The following is a 16,765-nucleotide window of genomic DNA, read 5'->3' as shown; positions in this document are numbered from 1 at the left end:
CGCCGATCAGCCGTGCAGCAGGGCGCGCAATCGGTCCCGATAGACGGGCTGCACGCGCCAGAGCAGCAGCGCCGCGACGACGGTCAGGCCCAGATACAGCGTGAAGCCCGCCAGATATGTCCCCGTCCGGTCATATGTGCTCGCGAGCAGCACCGGCCCGATCGCTGACCCCAGCGTGTTGAAGCCGGAGAGCAGCGGGAGCAGCCGGTTCATGTGGCGCGGCCCATAGACATGCTTGGCGACGACGGGACTGTCCACCACCAGCCCGCCATGCGCCAGCCCCAGCACGGACGTGAAGACGAGGGCGGTGAGCAGGCCCTGCGCGGGGAGCGCCAGGATGATCGCCGTGCCCAGCAGCAGGTTCCAGAAAGCGACGCCTTTCAGCGAGAAGCGGTCGAACGTCGCGCCGGCCACGAATTTCGCGGCCATGCCCACCAGGAAGGTGACGGACCATGCGCTGGCCGCCAGCGTCCGCGTCAGGCCCACTTCGTTGGTCAGGTAGAAGATGCTGTGCTGGAACAGCGCCTGGTCCACCGCCGCGGAGAGGCAGGTCGCGAGCGCAATGAACCAGAAGCTGCGTTGCCGGAACAGGTCGCGAAATCCGAAATCGAGCTCCACCGCCCGCAGCCGCTCGCCGCTTACGCCGGCGCTGGCCTGCACAGCCTCGGGCAGGACGTCCTCTTCGGTCGGATTGGCCCGGGCCGAGAGGGCCAGCGGGATCGACACGAGGAAGATGCCGAGACTGAGGCACGCGAACGCCACGCGCCAGCCATAGACCGGGATGAGCTGGCTGGTGACCAACGGAAAGACGACACCGCCGAAGCTCGCGCCGACGATCGCGATCCCGCCGGCCAGCCCCACATTGCGCATGAACCAGCGCGATACCAGCAGCTTGAGGCTGATGATGACCGCTGCCTGGCCAGTACCGATCATGAAGCCGACGAGATAATAGCTCCAGAGCGACTGGACGAACAGGAAACTGGCGAGGCCGATCGCCTCGGCGACCATCGCGGTCACCAGCACCGCCTTCAGCCCCAGCCGCTCGACGAGCGGTCCGATGATGAACAGCGCCATGATGGCGCCGGTGATGCTCTTGTAGGTGTAGATCAGCGTGGCCTGCGTCAGCGTCCAGCCGAACTCCTTCATGACTTCCGGATAGACGAACGGCATGGTGAGCGGCGCGCCGAACGCCAGGAAGAAGATGACGAAGGCCTTGGCGACGATGCCCCAGCCGGGGTAGCGCCAGTTTGCCCGGAGGATGCCGAGCTTCTCCTGAAAGACTGACAGGCTCGTCATCGTCCGCTCTCCCCTTCTCGCGGCGTCAGCCGCGACAGCTTTCCCGTGGCGCGGTCATGCCGCCATATCGGCCGCGCCGGCCATCCCGGTGCCGCTCAGCGCCGCGATGGCCGCTTCGGTCCCGCCGCGACGATGCGCGACGCCCGCATAGCCGAGCGCGGCTTCGATGCCGGCGATCGTCCCGAGCAGCAGCGGCTCGGAGAAGTCGCCGAGATGGCCGATGCGAAACACGCGATCGTCAAGCTGCCCGAGGCCATTGCCCAGGCTCATGTTGCAGCGCTCGAGCGCATGGTCGCGCACGGCGTCGGCGGATACGCCCTCGGGCATCCGGACCGCAGTGAGCACCGGCGAATGTGCGGTCGCATCGCTGCACTGCGTCTCGAAGCCCCAGCGGGCGACCGCCGCCCGCGTGGCGGCCGCCGCGCGCCGGTGACGGGCGAACACGGCGTCCAGCCCCTCCTCGTTCAGCATCTCGATGGCGACGCGCAGTCCCTGCAACAGGTTGATGGCGGGCGTGTAGGGAAAGAAGCCCCGCCGGTTGGCCTCCAGCATCTCGGCCCAGTCCCAGTAGGCGCGCGCCATGCGCGATGCTTCGGCGGCCCGGATCGCCTTTTCGGACAGCGCATTGAAGGACAGGCCGGGCGGCAGCATGAGCCCCTTCTGTGAACCGCCGACGGCGACATCCACGCCCCATTCGTCATGCCGATAATCGACCGACGCCAGCGACGACACGAGGTCCGCCATCAGCAGCGCGGGGTGCCCTGCCGTGTCGATCGCGCGCCGCACGGCGGCGATGTCGGACGTCACCCCGGTCGATGTCTCATTGTGGACGACGCACACCGCCTTGATCCGGTGCGCCTTGTCCTCGCGCAACCGCGCGCCGATCGCCTCGGCATCGACCGGGCTGCGCCAGTCGCCTGCCAGAAGCTCGGGCTCAAGGCCGATCTTGCGCGCCAGCCGGCACCAGAGCGTGGCGAACCAGCCGGTCTCGTACATGAGCACCGCGTCACCCGGGGACAGGGCGTTGACCAGCGCCGCTTCCCACGCGCCGGTCCCCGAGGAGGGGTAGATGATGACCGGTCCGGAGGTCTTGAAGATCGTCCTGATCCCCTCCAGCACCTCGACGGTCAGCGCGCGGAACTCGGGGCCGCGATGATTGATGGTCGGTCGTGCGATGGCCTCCATCATCCGCAGCGGCGTGGTCGTCGGTCCCGGCAATTGCAGGAAATGCGGGCCGGGCTTCACGGAATCGGACATGGATGGCTGCTCCTCAAGCGGATACGGGCAGGGATTTTGGTCTGCGGGCGATCGGTTTTGCCTTGCCGCCGCTCCAGGCTGCGCGGCGCGCATTGTAATAAGCCAGCCAGTCCTCATCGGCGGGCAGCACGGCGAAGCCGGAGCGCATGTCGTGATAGATGCCGGCCTCGTCGACACCGTCCGGCACGATCCCTTCATTGCTGAGCGCCGCGGCCGTCCGCAGGAGCTTGCGCCGGGTGAGCACGATCATCCGGTCGCTGGTGCCCAGATGCTCCATGGTGCGATCGACGATCGGCCCCATGCTTTCGGTGACGGCCTGGTCCTGCACCGGAATCGCCTCGATCCCGCTGTAGCTCTGCGTCGACTGGACCTCCCGCGAGATGAGATGATCGTTGCGCAGATTGGCCTCGATGCGCCAGCGGCCCAGCCAGTCGCTGCTGTTGGGCAGGAATTTGATCGGCGAGGTCGTGCCCGGCAGGGGCTTTCCCTCCCTGGTCAGCGTCGTGCCGCCCGTACGCGGTCCGCCGATGACGACCAGCATGGCGTGATGATCGTCGATCGGCACCCAGGCCCGTACCCGGATATGGTCCATCGGTTCGGACGGCGACATGGTCCAGAAGGGCAGCGCGAAATGGCCGATGCGGTGATAGAGATTGTCCGGCCCAGCATGGCGATAGGCGCAGTATACGGCGCCATAATCCGTCTCGATGGCTTCGTAGCGCGGGGCCAGATTCTCCGGCAGCTGACGATAATAATTGATCGATCCTTCCTCGAACTGGTCCGGACTCGCGCCGCCCAGATGCAGGAAGCCGACATGGCAAGTGTCGATGTCCCCTTCCAGCGCCTGCAGCCAGTTGCACTCGCGCATCATGAAGCTCACCGAGATCGGCTCGTCCGCGCCCAGTTCGTCCAGATCGAAATGCGGCAAGGGCGGCGGGACGTCGCGATCCCCCATATAGACCCAGGCCACGCCATAGCGCTCGACAACCGGCAGCGCGCGGATCTTCACGAGATGCTTGTAGTCCGTTTCGGGCGGTTCGCTGGGCATCTCGATGCACTGGCCGGTCCGGTCGAACTTCCAGCCATGATAGACGCAGCGGATGCCGCCCTCCTCGTTGCGCCCATAGAAAAGCGAGGCGCAGCGATGGGCGCAGCGATGGTCCACCACGCCGAGGCTCCCGTCCGGCGAGCGAAACGCGAGGAAGTTCTCGCCCAGCAGGCGCAAGCGCAGCGGCGCGCCGCCGGCCGGGGTCTCCTCCGGGAGAAAGGCCGGGATCCAGTATTGCCGCATGAGGCGTCCCATCGGCGTTTCGGGGCCCGTTTGCGTCAGGGTCCTGTTCTCGTCTGCCCGCATGCCGCCTCCTCGAATATATAACTATATTATCGTTATTTCTTTTCGAAGGAAGGGTTCGGCTTGTCAAGCCAGCTCTCAAGCGGCATCTGGTGAATTGCGGGGATTCATCATACGAAAAGACAGAATGCCGCCTGCCCGCTTCCGGGGCTGTTCCAGAGAAAGTTGCTTGCGCGTGGCCGATTCAGAACCCGTTTTCAGCTCCATCCGGTCGCAATCGCTGGCGTCGCGCATCGTGTCGCAGGTCATCGCCGCCCTGTTCGCGGGGCAATTCAAGCCCGGCGAATTTCTCGGCACCGAGGCGCAGCTGGCCGAAACCTTCCAGACCAGCCGCGTGCCGATCCGCGAGGCACTGGGGCGGCTCGAGGCGCTGGGCGTGATCACCGTGAAGACCGGAGTCGGCGGCGGCGCGACGATCGCCGAAGGCAAGCCCGATCAGTTCGCCACGGCGCTCGCCGTCCAGTTCATGCTCATCCAGGTGACGGCGGAAGAGGTCTTCGACGCTCGCCTCGGCATCGAGTGCCGGGCAGCGGAACTGGCGGCCGAGCGGATCGACGATGCGCAGCTGGCGGCGCTCAAGGCTGCGCTGGATCGCATCATGGAACCGGACATTTCCCGCCCCGAAGCCGTCGAGCGCATTCTCGCCTTCCACCGCGCGATCGTCGAGGCGTCCGGCGCGCGCACGCTCGTCACGCTCATGCATGCGCTCGAACACGCGCTGCTGAACCTTTTCACGGCGATCGAGGCCTCACCGAAAAGCAGCCGCATCGGCTACAAGGCGCTTCAGGGCATCTACGATCGCATCGCGGCGCATGACCCCGAAGGCGCCTTCACCGCCATGCGCGCCCACCTGCTCGATCGCCGGCAATCCATGCTCTACCGCCTCAAGCAGATGAGCGATCAGGCCCGCGCCGCCGCGGATGCCGCCCCGAAAGGCTGAGCGGCGGGGACAGCTTCGATGACATAGTGGAATGACGGTTCGACCGGAACCGTCGCTCATTCCATCTCCGGTTCAGGTCCGGTCTTGACGAAAGCTGATGATCGCGCAGGGCAAGTGGGCGGTCGCCAACGCGCCCTATAATCGGTCATTCCCGCCCGCTTCGCTCAATCTCGAAAGCGGCCACTAACGTCGCAATTGTCCTCCGCGGTGGGCCGCCATCGCGGTCGCCGCTCTCACAGGGAGACTGCGTGAGCACTTGCTCACCGCAGAAGCGGTTGGGCCTTGCCATAGCTCAGCGAGCGCCAAATCCATTCGGCCGGGCCGAAGCGAAACGCGCGCATCCACAGAGCGCTGAACAGCCAGAGCGCCGCGAAGATGGCACAGCCAAGCAGGTTGATTGCCGCGCCGTTCCATTTGCCGAGCTGGCCCAGACCCCAGCCATACCAGACGAAGCCCCCGATCGCATTCGACGCGAGATAGCCGGTGAGGGCCATCCGCCCAGCTGGCGCCAGGGCTCGCTGCAGTCCCTCTCCCTTGCCCGTCAGAAACAGCGCAAGCAGCGCGACATAGCCGAACGCCATGAAGGCGAGGCCCGCGTAGCTGGCAGTAACCAGGCCGTGCAGCACCCCAGTCGCTTCGATGCCCATACGGCGCGTGGCGAAGACGAGACTGAAGACCAGGCCGATCGGCAGCGTCCACCATGCGACGCGGCGCAGGAACGGGCGCCAATGCTCGACATCGAACAATACCCGGCAGCGCGCGGTCCACAGCCCGATCACGAACAGGCCGAGCACGCTCAGGTCGTACATGATCGCATCGGCGGTCTCGACGCCGTCGCGCATAAGGTAATAGCGCAGGTTGGCGGCGACGAAATCGAGATAGTGCGGGCTGCGATAAGCGGGCGCGAGCGTCGCCATCCATGTTTCGGCTTGCGCGGGATCAAGCCCGGCCAGATTGGGCAGCGGCGCGCCGGTGACGGCTTCGCCAAGACCGATTGCGACCGGCGGGACGAGCAGCAGCACGAGCCCGCTCACGAGTAGCGCACGATTGCTCAAGCCGCGGAAGGCGAGCAGCAGCATGCCGATGAGTGCATAGAGGATGAGGATATCGCCGAAGAAAAGAAAGGCGAGGTTGCAGCAGCCGATCAGCAGAAGCACAGTCATGCGACGCAGGTGAAACGGAACGAAGCGGCGTCCGCTCGCGGCTGCCCGATCCATCATCAATCCGAAGCCGACGCCGAACAGCAGGGCAAAGCAGGCGCGCGCCTTGCCCTGGATGAGGATCAGGTCGAACGCGATGAAACCGAGATCCAACGGAGTCGCCTTCGACAACACTTCGGACCCCGCCCAGGCACCGACCATCCCAGTGATGTTGAAAAGGATCACGCCGAAGAGAGCGATCGCGCGCAGTGCGTCGAGCAGATGAACGCGATCGGCTGCTGGCGCGAATTTTCCCACCGCCGACGCTGAGATGTCCGTCATGATGTTCCCCCTGGGCCTCGGCTTTTATCTCGCTTCGCGTGGGTCGGCTAGCGGCCTGACCGCAAAGCATGCTCGCCTGGCAACGATTGGAAGCACCCCGGAATCTCGGGCGCATCAGCCACGCTATTCTGAGCCGTCTCGCTAGCGACCCGCACGTTGTCAGCGTTCGCAATCCAACCGCAAGGAGCGGCCATTCCCCTACCGGCCCAACTTCCCTCGATCATGGCTGAGCGCTGGCAACGTGCGCTCTTGGCGGCGAGTCGGCCAGAAGCTGCCTATCCGTCCCCGACTCCCTCTCCGTCATTCTGCCTTGCGAGACGGGCAAACTTCCGGTGTCCGCTCCTGACTCAACCTGCCATCTGAGGCGTTTCCTAGGGAACGACGGCAAAGTCCGATCATCACCGCTCGTCCCTTTCTTGGGCCAAAAACAGAATCTCGGCCACGACGATATTGCGCTCACAGCCAACATCGTCATCTCAGTCTCGGTCCGGGGCTCCCTTCTTGTTAGGCGAGCGTATCGAACAGGCCCTGTCAGTCGGCGCTGCCGCGCTCGATCCCTTGCGGCTCCCGGCTTAAACTGTAATACCGTCTATTCATTATACCATCCTTCGCTGCGCACGAGGTGAAGCGATGCAATCAGCGCGGGCTTACCGCGCGACGGGAGGACAGGATGTCGATCAACAATCAGGATGACGGCTTCAGCACGTCGTTGCGGCTTGCGAAGAAGAAGGATGTCGTCGTCGTGGGGGGCGGACCTGCCGGCTGTGTCGCCGCGCTGAGTGCCGCGCGAAACGGCGCCGACGTCATGCTGATCGAACGCGTCGGCTATCTCGGCGGCATGATGACCGGCGGCGGCATCGGCGGCATCGGCATCAATGGCTATATCATCGAGAAGGGCGTCGGCACGCCGGTCGTGAAGGGCATCTCGCTGGAGATCCTCCATCGCATCCAGGCCATTGGCGGCGCGCCCGAAGGGGACCCCATCGCCCGGCATCCGACCGATTCGGTCATGATGACGAGCCTTCTCGACGACATGATGGAGGAAGCCGGCGTCGAGGTCCTGTTCAACACCATGGTGTTCGATACGCTCGTCGAGGATGGCCGAGTGAAGGGCGTGGCGATCGCCAACAAGTCCGGCGGCCAGATCATGCTGGCCGATGTCGTCATCGATGCGTCCGCCGATGCCGATATCGCCGCCTGGGCCGGGGCGCCGTTCAACCATGGGCGCGAGGAGGACGGGCGCCATCATGGCGGGTCCATGGACATGCAGATCGGCGGCATCGATGTCGACAGGCTGATCGCCTATCTGCGCGCCCAGCCCCTCCTCACCGAGGAAGAGCGCGCCGAGCTGGACCGCGAGCGTTCCGAACTGATGGGCGGCGGCCGCCCGCCGAATGTCTACAAGTCCCTCGATGGCGAGACGCTCTACAGCGAGCCGGTGGTACAGCCCACCGACTGGGACGAGGTCGATCGCATCCGCGCGGCCGGGGGCATTCCCAGGCTGCGCCTCTCGCCGGCCGCCGGCGGCCCCATTCCCGGCAAGGCCACGGCGCCCAGGGTGGATGGCAAATATGTGCCGCTGCCGGCCGGGCTGGACCGCGAATGGGTGGATTATATCAAGGCCGGCAAGGTGCCGCTGCTGCTTGGCGCGGTGGCGCCGGTCTACCCGCCCCCGCGCTTTGGCAGCCCCGGCATATTCCGCCACGGCAAGATGCGCGACGGCCAGATGATGTCCGGCGTCTATGAAGTCTGGTACGACCACACCAACGAGGAGGAAGTCAGCAAGTCGCTGATCTATCGGCGCAAGCTCAACCGGGTCTATCTCAGCTTCCTGCGCGAGCGCATCCCCGGCTTCGAGGATGCCTATATCGTCATGGAATCGCCGACCGGCGGCGCCCGGGAAGGCCGCCGGATCATCGGCGATTATGTCCTGACCGAGCAGGACGTGCTCGCGGGCCGCCGGTTCGCCGATGCGATCGCTATGGGCGGCCCGCGCGGGCCGGATCTCCATTCGGTCACCGGACTGTGGGGCGAAGGCGTGGCCTCACCATTCAAGGCGCCCTATGACATCCCCTATCGCTGCCTGCTGCCGAAGGATGTGGACGGCCTGATCGTCGCGGGCCGCTGTGTCTCGACGACATTCGCGGCGCTCGGCGCGGTGCGGGATCAGGCGACCTGCATGTCCATGGGCGAGGCTGCGGGAGCGGCAGCCAGCCTTGCCTGCCGGACCGGCGTGCCGCCCCGCCAGGTGGACATGGCCAGTCTCCAGTCGCGCCTCGTGGATCAGGGCGTCCTGCTGCGCCGAGCCGAGGGCTGATCGGCGTTCAGCGCGCCGCCTGCAGCGCCTGATGGATCTGCGCGACGACGGCGGCGCCTTCGCCCACGGCGGCGGCGACCCGCTTGGTCGAGCCCGCGCGCACATCGCCGATCGCGAAGACACCCGGCATGCTGGTCTCGAGGGATTGCGCCGCATTGTCCGGCGTCCGCGCATCCCCGGGAATATCGCGCCCCGTCAGGATGAAGCCGCCCGGATCGGTGGCGACGCAGCCGCGTGTCCAGTCCGCATTGGGCTCCGCGCCGATGAACAGGAACAGATGCTGCATCGCCTGGCTCACGATCTCGCCATGCGTGCGGCACCGGAAGCTGGCCGCCGCGATGGTGCCGTCGCCCGGCCCTTCGAGCGATGAAATCTCCTTGCCGACATGCACCTCGATATTGGGCTGGCTGGCGATGCGCTCGATCAGATACTGCGACATGGTGGCTTCCAGCGGGCGGCGCACCACGAGATGCAGCCGCTCGACGAAGGGTGCGAGATAGACGGCTGCCTGCCCCGCCGAATTACCGCCGCCGACGAGCCCCACAACCTGCCCCTGCACCAGCTTGGCCTCGATCGGCGAGGCCCAGTAGGAAATGCCGACATTGTCGAAGGCCTCGATGCCCGGAATGTCCGGCCGGCGGTATCGCGCGCCCGATGCGATGATGACCGCCCGGGCCCGGGCACGCTGGTCGCCCGCCAGCACGAGCTGATGCTCGCCGTCATCGCCGCCGCATTCGAGATGGGAAACGCAGTTCGGGATCGCGATCTCCGCGCCGAACTTGAGCGCCTGGTTGAAAGCGCGGCCCGCCAGCGCCTGCCCCGTGATGCCGGTCGGGAAGCCGAGATAATTCTCGATCCGCATCGATGCGCCCGCCTGTCCGCCAAAGGACCGCTCGTCCAGCACCAGCACCGAAAGCCCCTCGGACGCGGCATAGACGGCGGCGGCGAGCCCTGCCGGCCCTGCCCCCACGATCGCGACGTCGTAAAGCGTGTCCGGCGAGATCTCCGGCGCCATGCCGAGGCAGGCAGCCACCTCGACATCCTGCGGCCGTTTGAGGAAGCTGCCATTGGGGCAGACCATGATCGGCAGGTCGGCAGGGCCGACGCCCAGCTGCGCCACGAGATCATGGCCTTCCCCTTCGGCATCGGCATCGAGCACGAGATGGGGATAGCCGCTGCGCGTCAGGAAATTCTGGATCCGCACGAGATCGGCGGACCCGGGCCGGCCGATCAGGATCGAGCCGGCGCCTTCCTCGATCAGCCCGACGCGCCGCAGGATCAGCGCCCGCATGATCGTCTCGCCCAGTTCCGCCGCGCCGACCATCAAGGCGCGCAGATGCGGCGCATCGAAAGGCAGCGCGAGACAGCCTTCCGCGCCCGCGCGCCCGCTCGCCAGGGAGGGCCGGCCCGCCAGCTGGTTGACCTCGCCGCTGAGTTCGCCCGGGCCATGCCGGTGGATCAGCGCTTCCCCCGCGATCCCGTCGCGCCGGATCGCCTCGATGCAGCCTTCCAGCACCAGCCAGGCCGGATCGCCGGTCTCGCCGATCGTATAAAGCGCCTCCCCCGGCCCGAAACGCCGCGCCGGCCCACTGGCGAAGCGGGATGCGATCTCGATCTGCGCCTTGTCCAGCACCGGAAAGAGCTGTGCCGCCCGCTCCTCGACCACGCTCATCTCATGCTTTCCCTTCGTCCAGCCCCAGCAGCAATGTCGGGATCAGTTCCGAGACGGTCGGGTGCACCGGCGCGGCCCAACGCAGGGTATCGAACGGTTCGCCCGCCGACATGGCATCGATAATGCCGTGGATCGCCTCGTCGCCGCTCGTCCCCAGGATCGCCGCGCCCAGGATGCGCCGCGTCGTCCGCTCGGCGATCACCTTCATCAGCCCGAGCGTCTCGCCTTTCTCGACGGCGCGGCCGACGCGGGACATCGGCCGGGTCGAGACGAGGATGTCATGCCCCTTCGCCCGTGCCTCCGTCTCGGTCATGCCCGCGCGGCCGAGCGGCGGATCGGTATAGAGTGCATAGCCCGTGATGCGCTGGCTGAGCCTGCGGTCCTCCCCGTCGAGCAGGTTCGCCGCGACGATCTCGAAATCATTATAGGCGGTATGGGTGAACGCCCCCCGGCCATTGCAATCGCCCAGCGCCCAGATGCCCGGCACATTGGTCGCGAGCCGGTCATCCACCTTGACATAGCCGCGCTCGTCGGTCGCGACGCCCGCGGCATCCAGGCCGAGATCATCCGTGTTTGGCCGCCGCCCGACCGCCAGCAGGACATGGCTGCCCACCACTTCCGGCTCGCCGCTCCGGCAAGCGACTGTCACGATGGCGCCCGAGGGATGCGGCTTGAAGCCGATGCAATCGGCATCGGTGCGCACCGTGATGCCTTCGGCTTCGAGAAAATCGCGGATCGCCTCGGAAATCTCCGGGTCCTCGCGCGCGATCAGCCGCCCGGCACGCTCCACGATCGTGACCCTGGCGCCGAAGCGCGCGTACATCTGCGCGAACTCGAGGCCGATATAGCTGCCGCCGACGACCACGAGATGCGCAGGCAGGCTGTCCAGCGCCACCATGTCGGTATTGTCGAGATGCGGCACATCGCCCACGCCCGGCATGTCCGGCACGCTCGCCCGTCCGCCGACATTCAGGAAGATGCGCGGCGCCGTCAGCTCTGCGCCGTCCACGGTCACGCTGGTCGGGCCGGTCAGCCGCGCATGGCCGCGCAGCAATGTGAGGCCATCCATCTTCCCGAGCCAGCTCTCGTTGCGCCCGCGCGCATCGCTCGCGACCTTCTGCGCGCGCGCCGCCACGGCCTTCATGTCGACCTGCACGTCGCGGGCGATCACGCCGAGGTCGTGCCGCCGTGCCAGATGCGCGGCATAAGCGCTTGCGACCAGCGCCTTGGTCGGCATGCAGCCCGTATTGACGCAGGTGCCGCCGATCAGCTTGCGCTCGATGAGAGCCACTTTCATGCCCGCCGCGGTCAGGCGACCCGCAAGGGGCGGCCCCGCCTGCCCGGCACCGATGATGATGGCATCGAAACTCTGGCTCATTGTACGCGCATTCAGGCACTCGCTCGGCAACTGATCGAATCGTTCGCGACGCGATGAGGCCATGGTAAGTCAGGATGAGGACAGCGCGAAGGAGTAAAGCATGGCCGAAGGTTGCGATCATGCCGCCACCGTCAACGACGTCACGCCGCAGAGCCTCGGCTGTGCCGAGTGCCTCGCCAGCGGCAGCTGGTGGGTGCATCTGCGCCTGTGCCGCGCCTGCGGCCATGTCGGCTGCTGCGACGATTCCCCCAATCGCCACGCGACCGCGCATTTCCACGCGACGGGCCATCCGATCATCGAGGGCTATGATCCACCCGAGGGCTGGGGCTGGTGTTATATCGACGAGGTGGAGATCGATTTCGGCGGAGACACGACGCCGCAACGCGGGCCCATCCCCAAATTCGTCAATTCCTCCGGCCTTCTGATCGCCTCCGCCGTGAAGGGTCTGTCGCCGAAGATCTGATCGCAGGCGCCGGCCCGGACGATCCCGCCCGGCCGGTCAGTTCCCTTCAGGCTCTTCGTCTCCGCCCCCGAGCGCGCGATACAGGCCTGCCGCGCTGGAAAGTTCCTGCCGCCGCAGGTCGAGCAGCGCCTGCTGCGCCGCATAGTCGCTGCGCTGGGCATCGAGCAGTTCGAGGCGGCTGTCGAGCCCCGCGCGATAGCGCAGCGTCGAGAGCTCCACGCGCCGCGCCGCGGCCTGCGTTGCCTTGCGCTGCGCCTCCGACTGGGTGGCGAAGGTGGCGCGACCGGCAAGCCCGTCCGCGACCTCGCGGAAGGCCGCCTGGATGGCACGCTCATATTCGGCGACCGCGATCGACTTGCGCACTTCCGCCAGCCGCAATTCGCCGCGCAGGCTGCCGCCCCGGAAGATCGGCTGCGTCACTTGCGGGGAGAAGGACCAGTTGCGGTTGTCGTTGTCGAACAGCCCGTCGAACGCCAGGCTGGTGAAGCCGAACATCGCGGTCAGCGAAAGGCGCGGGAAGAAGGCCGCCCGCGCCGCGCCGACATCGGCATTCGCGGCGATCAGCGTATGCTCCGCCTGACGGATGTCGGGCCGGTTGCGCAGCAGGTCGGACGGCAGGCCGGCGGGCAATTGCGTGCGAACCGGCTGGTCCATGAGACTCATGGGCGCCGGCAAGTCATCCGGCAGCGGTCCGCCCACGAGCAGTTGCAGTGCATTGCGCGCCTGGGAGAGCGCGCGCGTCCGCATCGCCTGATCGGCCTCCGCCTGACGCACTTGCCCCTCGGCCTGCGCCAGATCCATTCCGCTCGCCTGCCGCGCCGCATGGCGCTTTTGCGTGATGTCGAGCGAAGCCGTCCAGTCCGCCAGCGTCCGTTCGGTGAGGGCAAGCTGCTCCTGCGCCAGCCGCTCCTCCAGATAGGCATCGACCACCGATCCGATCAGCGCGATGCGGGCAGCCCGCCGCCCCTCGTCGGACGCCAGATAGCGCTCGAATGCCGCCTGGCTCTGCGAGCGCAGCCGCCCGAACAGATCGATCTCGAAGCTCGTGAGCGCGGCGCTCGCCGTATATTGCTCGAACTCGAAGCCGCTCGGCGTGTCGCCATTGCCCGGAACGCCGCCAATGCCGGCCGTCGCGGCGGCAGTCGGAACGCGCTGGCGGGTATAGCTCCCGGTCGCATCGACCTGCGGCAATTGCGCGCCGCGCGCCACGCGGAACTGGGAGCGCGCCGCCTCGACGTTGAGCGCCGCGATGCGCAGGTCGCGATTATTCTCCAGCGCCAGCGCGATGATCCGCTGCAGGCGCGGATCGCCGAACATGCTGGGCCAGTCGATGCCTGCCGCGCTCGCCGCTTCCGCCGCCTGCGCATCCGGATAGGTCTGCGCCACGGGCGCCGCCGGCACTTCCAGCTTCGGGTTCATCGAGCAGGCGCCCGTCAGGAGCAGGGCGATCAGCGAAAGCTTGCGCATGGTCATCCCTCCACTGTCTGTTCGGCAGCCGGGCCGGCCTTGCGCCGCCGCCGCAACCGCTCGACGAGCCCGAGGACGACGACGAAGAAGACGGGCACGAAGAAGATCGCGAGCGCCGTCGCGCTGATCATCCCGCCGAACACGCCGGTGCCGATCGCCTGCTGCGTCTCCTTGCTGGCACCGCCCGCGATCATCAGCGGGACCACGCCGAGCGTGAAGGCAAGGCTGGTCATCAGGATCGGACGCAGGCGGAGCCGCGCCGCGTGGATCGTCGCGTCGATCGTCGACATGCCCTGCTCCCGCGCGCTCTTGGCGAACTCCACGATCAGGATCGCGTTCTTGGCGGAGAGGCCGATCAGCGTGATGAGGCCGACCTTGAAGAACACGTCGTTGGGGAAGCCGCGCAGCAGCACCGCCGCCACCGCGCCAATGAGGCCGAGCGGCACCACCAGCATCACCGAGAGCGGGATCGCCCAGCTCTCGTAAAGAGCCGCCAGCACCAGGAAGACCACCAGCATGGAAAGCGCCATCAGCACCAGCGCCTCGTCGCCCGCCAGGATCTCCTGCAGCGACTGCCCGCTCCATTCGACCGCGAAGCCGGGCGGCAATTGGGCTGCAAGCCGTTCCATCTCGGCCATCGCCTCGCCGCTCGAATGGCCGGGCGCGGCCGCACCGGAGATGCGCATGGCCGGATAGCCATTGTAGCGCACGAGCTGCAGCGGGCTCTGCTCCCATTTGGGCGTCACCACTTCGGCGAGCGGCACCGGCTGGCCGCCGCTGTTGCGCACATAGAGCTTGAGCACGTCTTCCAGATGCATGCGCGCGGAGGCTTCCGCCTGCACGATCACCTGCTGCATGCGGCCATTGCTGGGGAAGTCGTTCACATAGGTCGAGCCCATGGCCGTGCCGAGCGTGGCGGCGATGGATTCGAAGGGAACGCCCAGTGCCTGCGCCTTCTGCCGGTCGATCTCCAGCTTGATGGCGCTGCCGGGTGGCAGACCTTCGGGATAGACGCCAACCAGCGCCGGGCTCTTCGCGGCCATGCCGAGCAGCTGGAACTGCGCCGCCATCAGCGCCGCATTGCCATGCCCGGCCCGATCCTCGAGACGCAGCGAGAAGCCGCTGGTCGTGCCGAGCCCGTCGATGGAGGGCGGCATCACGCTCATGATCATGCCTTCGCGCACCACGGATGTCGCCTGATTGGCGGCGGCAACCTCGCCGGCGGCCGTCGCGCCCTCGCGCTCGCCCCAGGGGCTGAGGATCGTGAAGGCGATGCCCACGTTCGAGCCCGCGCCGGTGAAGCCCCAGCCCTGCACAGCCTCGATATCCGCCACGCCCTGGCGGCCGACACTGTGCTTCTCCAGCACATTGATCGCTTCGAGCGTCCGCTCCGCGGTGGAGTCGGGCGGCAGCTGGAACAGGGTCAGATAATAGCCCTGGTCCTCTTCGGGCAGGAAGGCGGACGGCACGCTCATGAAGCCCACGCCGAGCAGCACGAGCACCACCGCGAACGCCGCCATCATCCGGCCCGTCCGCTTGAGCAGCTTCGCCACCCAGCTCTGGTAGCCATTGGCCATCGCGTCGAACTTGCGGTCGAACCAGCCGAAGAAGCCGCGCTTCTCCTCATGGCCATGCACGGGCTTGAGCAAAGTCGCGCAAAGGGCCGGGGTCAGCGTGAGCGCAAGGAAGGCGGAGAAGAGGATGGAGACCGCCATCGAGATGGTGAACTGGCGATAGATCGCGCCCACCGAGCCCGAGGAGAAGGCCATCGGGATGAAGACGGCGGTCAGCACCAGCGTGATGCCGATGATCGCACCGGTGATCTCGGTCATCGCCTTGCGTGTCGCCTCCAGGGGCGACAGGCCTTCCTCGGCCATGATGCGCTCGACATTCTCGACGACCACGATGGCGTCGTCGACAATGATGCCGATCGCCAGCACCATGCCGAACATGGTCAGCACGTTAATGGAAAAGCCCGCGATCAGCATGATCGAGAAAGTGCCGAGCAGCGCGATCGGCGCGACGATCGCCGGGATCAGCGTGTAGCGGAACTTCTGGAGGAAAAGGAACATCACGAGGAAGACGAGCACCATCGCCTCGATCAGCGTGGTTACCACCTTCTCGATCGAGATGCGCACATAGGGCGCGGTGTCGAACGGGATGCGATAGGTGATGTTCTGCGGCATCGCCTTGGCGAGTTCCGCCATCCGCTCGCTGACGGCGGCGGAGGTGGCGACGGCGTTCGCCCCGGGCGCGAGCTGCACCGCGACCAGCGCCACCGGCTTGCCGTTGGAGCGCGTCTTGAACCAGAAGGCCTGCGAGCCGAGTTCGACGCGCGCCACGTCGCCGAGCTTGACGCTCGATCCGTCAGGATTGGCGCGCAGCACGATCTGCTGGAACTGTTCGGGCGTCTGGAGCTGCCCGTCGATGAGCAGCGGCACGGTCACGCGCTGGCCGCTCGCGGTCGGCTCGCTGCCGAGCGCGCCCGGCGCGATGAGCGCGTTCTGCGATCCGATCGCCTGCGTCACGTCGTTCATGGCGAGGTTGACGGCGGCAAGCCGGGCCGGGTCCACCCAGATGCGCATGGCCCGCTCGGAGCCGAACAGCTGCACGCGGCCCACACCGTTCACGCGCTTCAAGTCCTCGACCACATAGCGCGCCGCATAGTCGGTCAGCGCGGTCGCATCGAGGTCGCCATTCTTGGACTCGATGTTGACGAGCTGGAGGAAGTTCGGATTGGCCGCTTCGACCACGATGCCGAGCTGGCGCACCACTTGCGGCAGGCGCGGCTCGGCGGTCTTCAGGCGGTTCTGCACGTCGACCTGCGCCAGCTCGGGGTCGGTGCCGGGCTGGAAGGTCGCGGTGATCGTCGCCTGCCCGGACGTGTCGACAGAGCTTTCGAAATAGAGCAGCTTCTTGACGCTGGAGAGTTCACGCTCGATCAGGCTGACGACGCTGTCGTTCATCGTCTGCGGCGTGGCACCCGGATAGGTCGCGGTGATCTGGATGCTCGGCGGCGCGATGCTCGGATAGCGCTCGATCGGCAATTGCGGGATCGAGATCACGCCGATCAGCACGATGACGATCGCGATGACCCAGGCGAAGACGGGCCGGTCGATGAAGAAACGGGGCATCGGCGCGGC

Annotated in this window: 12 protein-coding genes; 3 read left to right on the top strand and 9 right to left on the bottom strand. The window is 66.8% G+C overall.

What is annotated here, in order from left to right; translation table 11 throughout:
• Window positions 1–6 precede the first annotated feature (6 nt).
• The 4 genes from SLG_RS03745 to SLG_RS21615 all read right to left on the bottom strand — a co-directional run bounded on the left by SLG_RS03745 (window position 7) and on the right by SLG_RS21615 (window position 4,138).
• Window positions 7–1,296 (bottom strand): MFS transporter, encoded by a 1,290-nt coding sequence (locus SLG_RS03745; protein ID WP_014075086.1) that lies wholly within the window; start codon window positions 1,294–1,296, stop codon window positions 7–9.
• A 54-nt stretch (window positions 1,297–1,350) separates the two neighbouring features.
• Window positions 1,351–2,553, bottom strand: coding sequence for a pyridoxal-phosphate-dependent aminotransferase family protein (locus SLG_RS03740; RefSeq protein ID WP_041391709.1), 1,203 nt, complete (start codon window positions 2,551–2,553; stop codon window positions 1,351–1,353).
• 13 nt (window positions 2,554–2,566) lie between these two features.
• Window positions 2,567–3,844 carry a Rieske 2Fe-2S domain-containing protein gene (locus SLG_RS03735; RefSeq protein ID WP_197535678.1) on the bottom strand — a complete coding sequence of 426 codons (1,278 nt, stop codon included), beginning with the start codon at window positions 3,842–3,844 and terminating at the stop codon, window positions 2,567–2,569.
• A gap of 138 nt (window positions 3,845–3,982) precedes the next feature.
• Entirely contained in the window at window positions 3,983–4,138 is a 156-nt protein-coding gene (locus SLG_RS21615; RefSeq protein ID WP_231848745.1) for a hypothetical protein, read from the bottom strand.
• Window position 4,139: 1 nt separating this feature from the next.
• Between SLG_RS21615 and SLG_RS03730 the strand changes: the two genes are divergently transcribed.
• A complete protein-coding gene (locus SLG_RS03730; RefSeq protein ID WP_158512671.1) occupies window positions 4,140–4,844 on the top strand; it encodes a FadR/GntR family transcriptional regulator in 705 nt (234 codons plus the stop codon).
• A gap of 260 nt (window positions 4,845–5,104) precedes the next feature.
• Here SLG_RS03730 and SLG_RS20240 read toward each other — a convergent pair whose 3' ends face one another.
• Window positions 5,105–6,325, bottom strand: coding sequence for a DUF418 domain-containing protein (locus tag SLG_RS20240; protein WP_014075082.1), 1,221 nt, complete (start codon window positions 6,323–6,325; stop codon window positions 5,105–5,107).
• 670 nt (window positions 6,326–6,995) lie between these two features.
• On the opposite strand from SLG_RS20240, the gene SLG_RS20235 reads away from it, so the two are divergent.
• On the top strand, window positions 6,996–8,642 hold the full coding sequence (locus SLG_RS20235) for an FAD-dependent oxidoreductase (protein WP_014075081.1): 1,647 nt from the start codon (window positions 6,996–6,998) through the stop codon (window positions 8,640–8,642).
• A 7-nt stretch (window positions 8,643–8,649) separates the two neighbouring features.
• Here the strand turns inward: SLG_RS20235 and SLG_RS03710 are convergent, their stop codons facing one another.
• Together SLG_RS03710 and SLG_RS03705 are read right to left on the bottom strand one after the other, a co-directional pair.
• Window positions 8,650–10,314 carry an FAD-dependent oxidoreductase gene (locus SLG_RS03710; protein WP_014075080.1) on the bottom strand — a complete coding sequence of 555 codons (1,665 nt, stop codon included), beginning with the start codon at window positions 10,312–10,314 and terminating at the stop codon, window positions 8,650–8,652.
• A gap of 1 nt (window position 10,315) precedes the next feature.
• On the bottom strand, window positions 10,316–11,692 hold the full coding sequence (locus tag SLG_RS03705; RefSeq protein WP_014075079.1) for an FAD-containing oxidoreductase: 1,377 nt from the start codon (window positions 11,690–11,692) through the stop codon (window positions 10,316–10,318).
• Between the two features lie 100 nt (window positions 11,693–11,792).
• Here SLG_RS03705 and SLG_RS03700 point away from each other — a divergent pair, with 100 nt between their 5' ends.
• On the top strand, window positions 11,793–12,155 hold the full coding sequence (locus SLG_RS03700) for a UBP-type zinc finger domain-containing protein (RefSeq protein WP_014075078.1): 363 nt from the start codon (window positions 11,793–11,795) through the stop codon (window positions 12,153–12,155).
• A gap of 36 nt (window positions 12,156–12,191) precedes the next feature.
• Here SLG_RS03700 and SLG_RS03695 read toward each other — a convergent pair whose 3' ends face one another.
• Both SLG_RS03695 and SLG_RS03690 read right to left on the bottom strand, forming a co-directional pair.
• Entirely contained in the window at window positions 12,192–13,622 is a 1,431-nt protein-coding gene (locus SLG_RS03695) for an efflux transporter outer membrane subunit (protein ID WP_014075077.1), read from the bottom strand.
• Between the two features lie 2 nt (window positions 13,623–13,624).
• Complete coding sequence (locus SLG_RS03690; protein WP_014075076.1) at window positions 13,625–16,756, bottom strand: efflux RND transporter permease subunit; 3,132 nt, start codon at window positions 16,754–16,756, stop codon at window positions 13,625–13,627.
• Window positions 16,757–16,765: the final 9 nt, after the last annotated feature.

The organism is Sphingobium sp. SYK-6, from assembly GCF_000283515.1.
Lineage (GTDB): Bacteria > Pseudomonadota > Alphaproteobacteria > Sphingomonadales > Sphingomonadaceae > Sphingobium > Sphingobium lignivorans.
The sequence above is the reverse complement of the archived record's forward strand: the minus strand, read 5'-3'. Positions and strand labels throughout refer to the sequence as shown.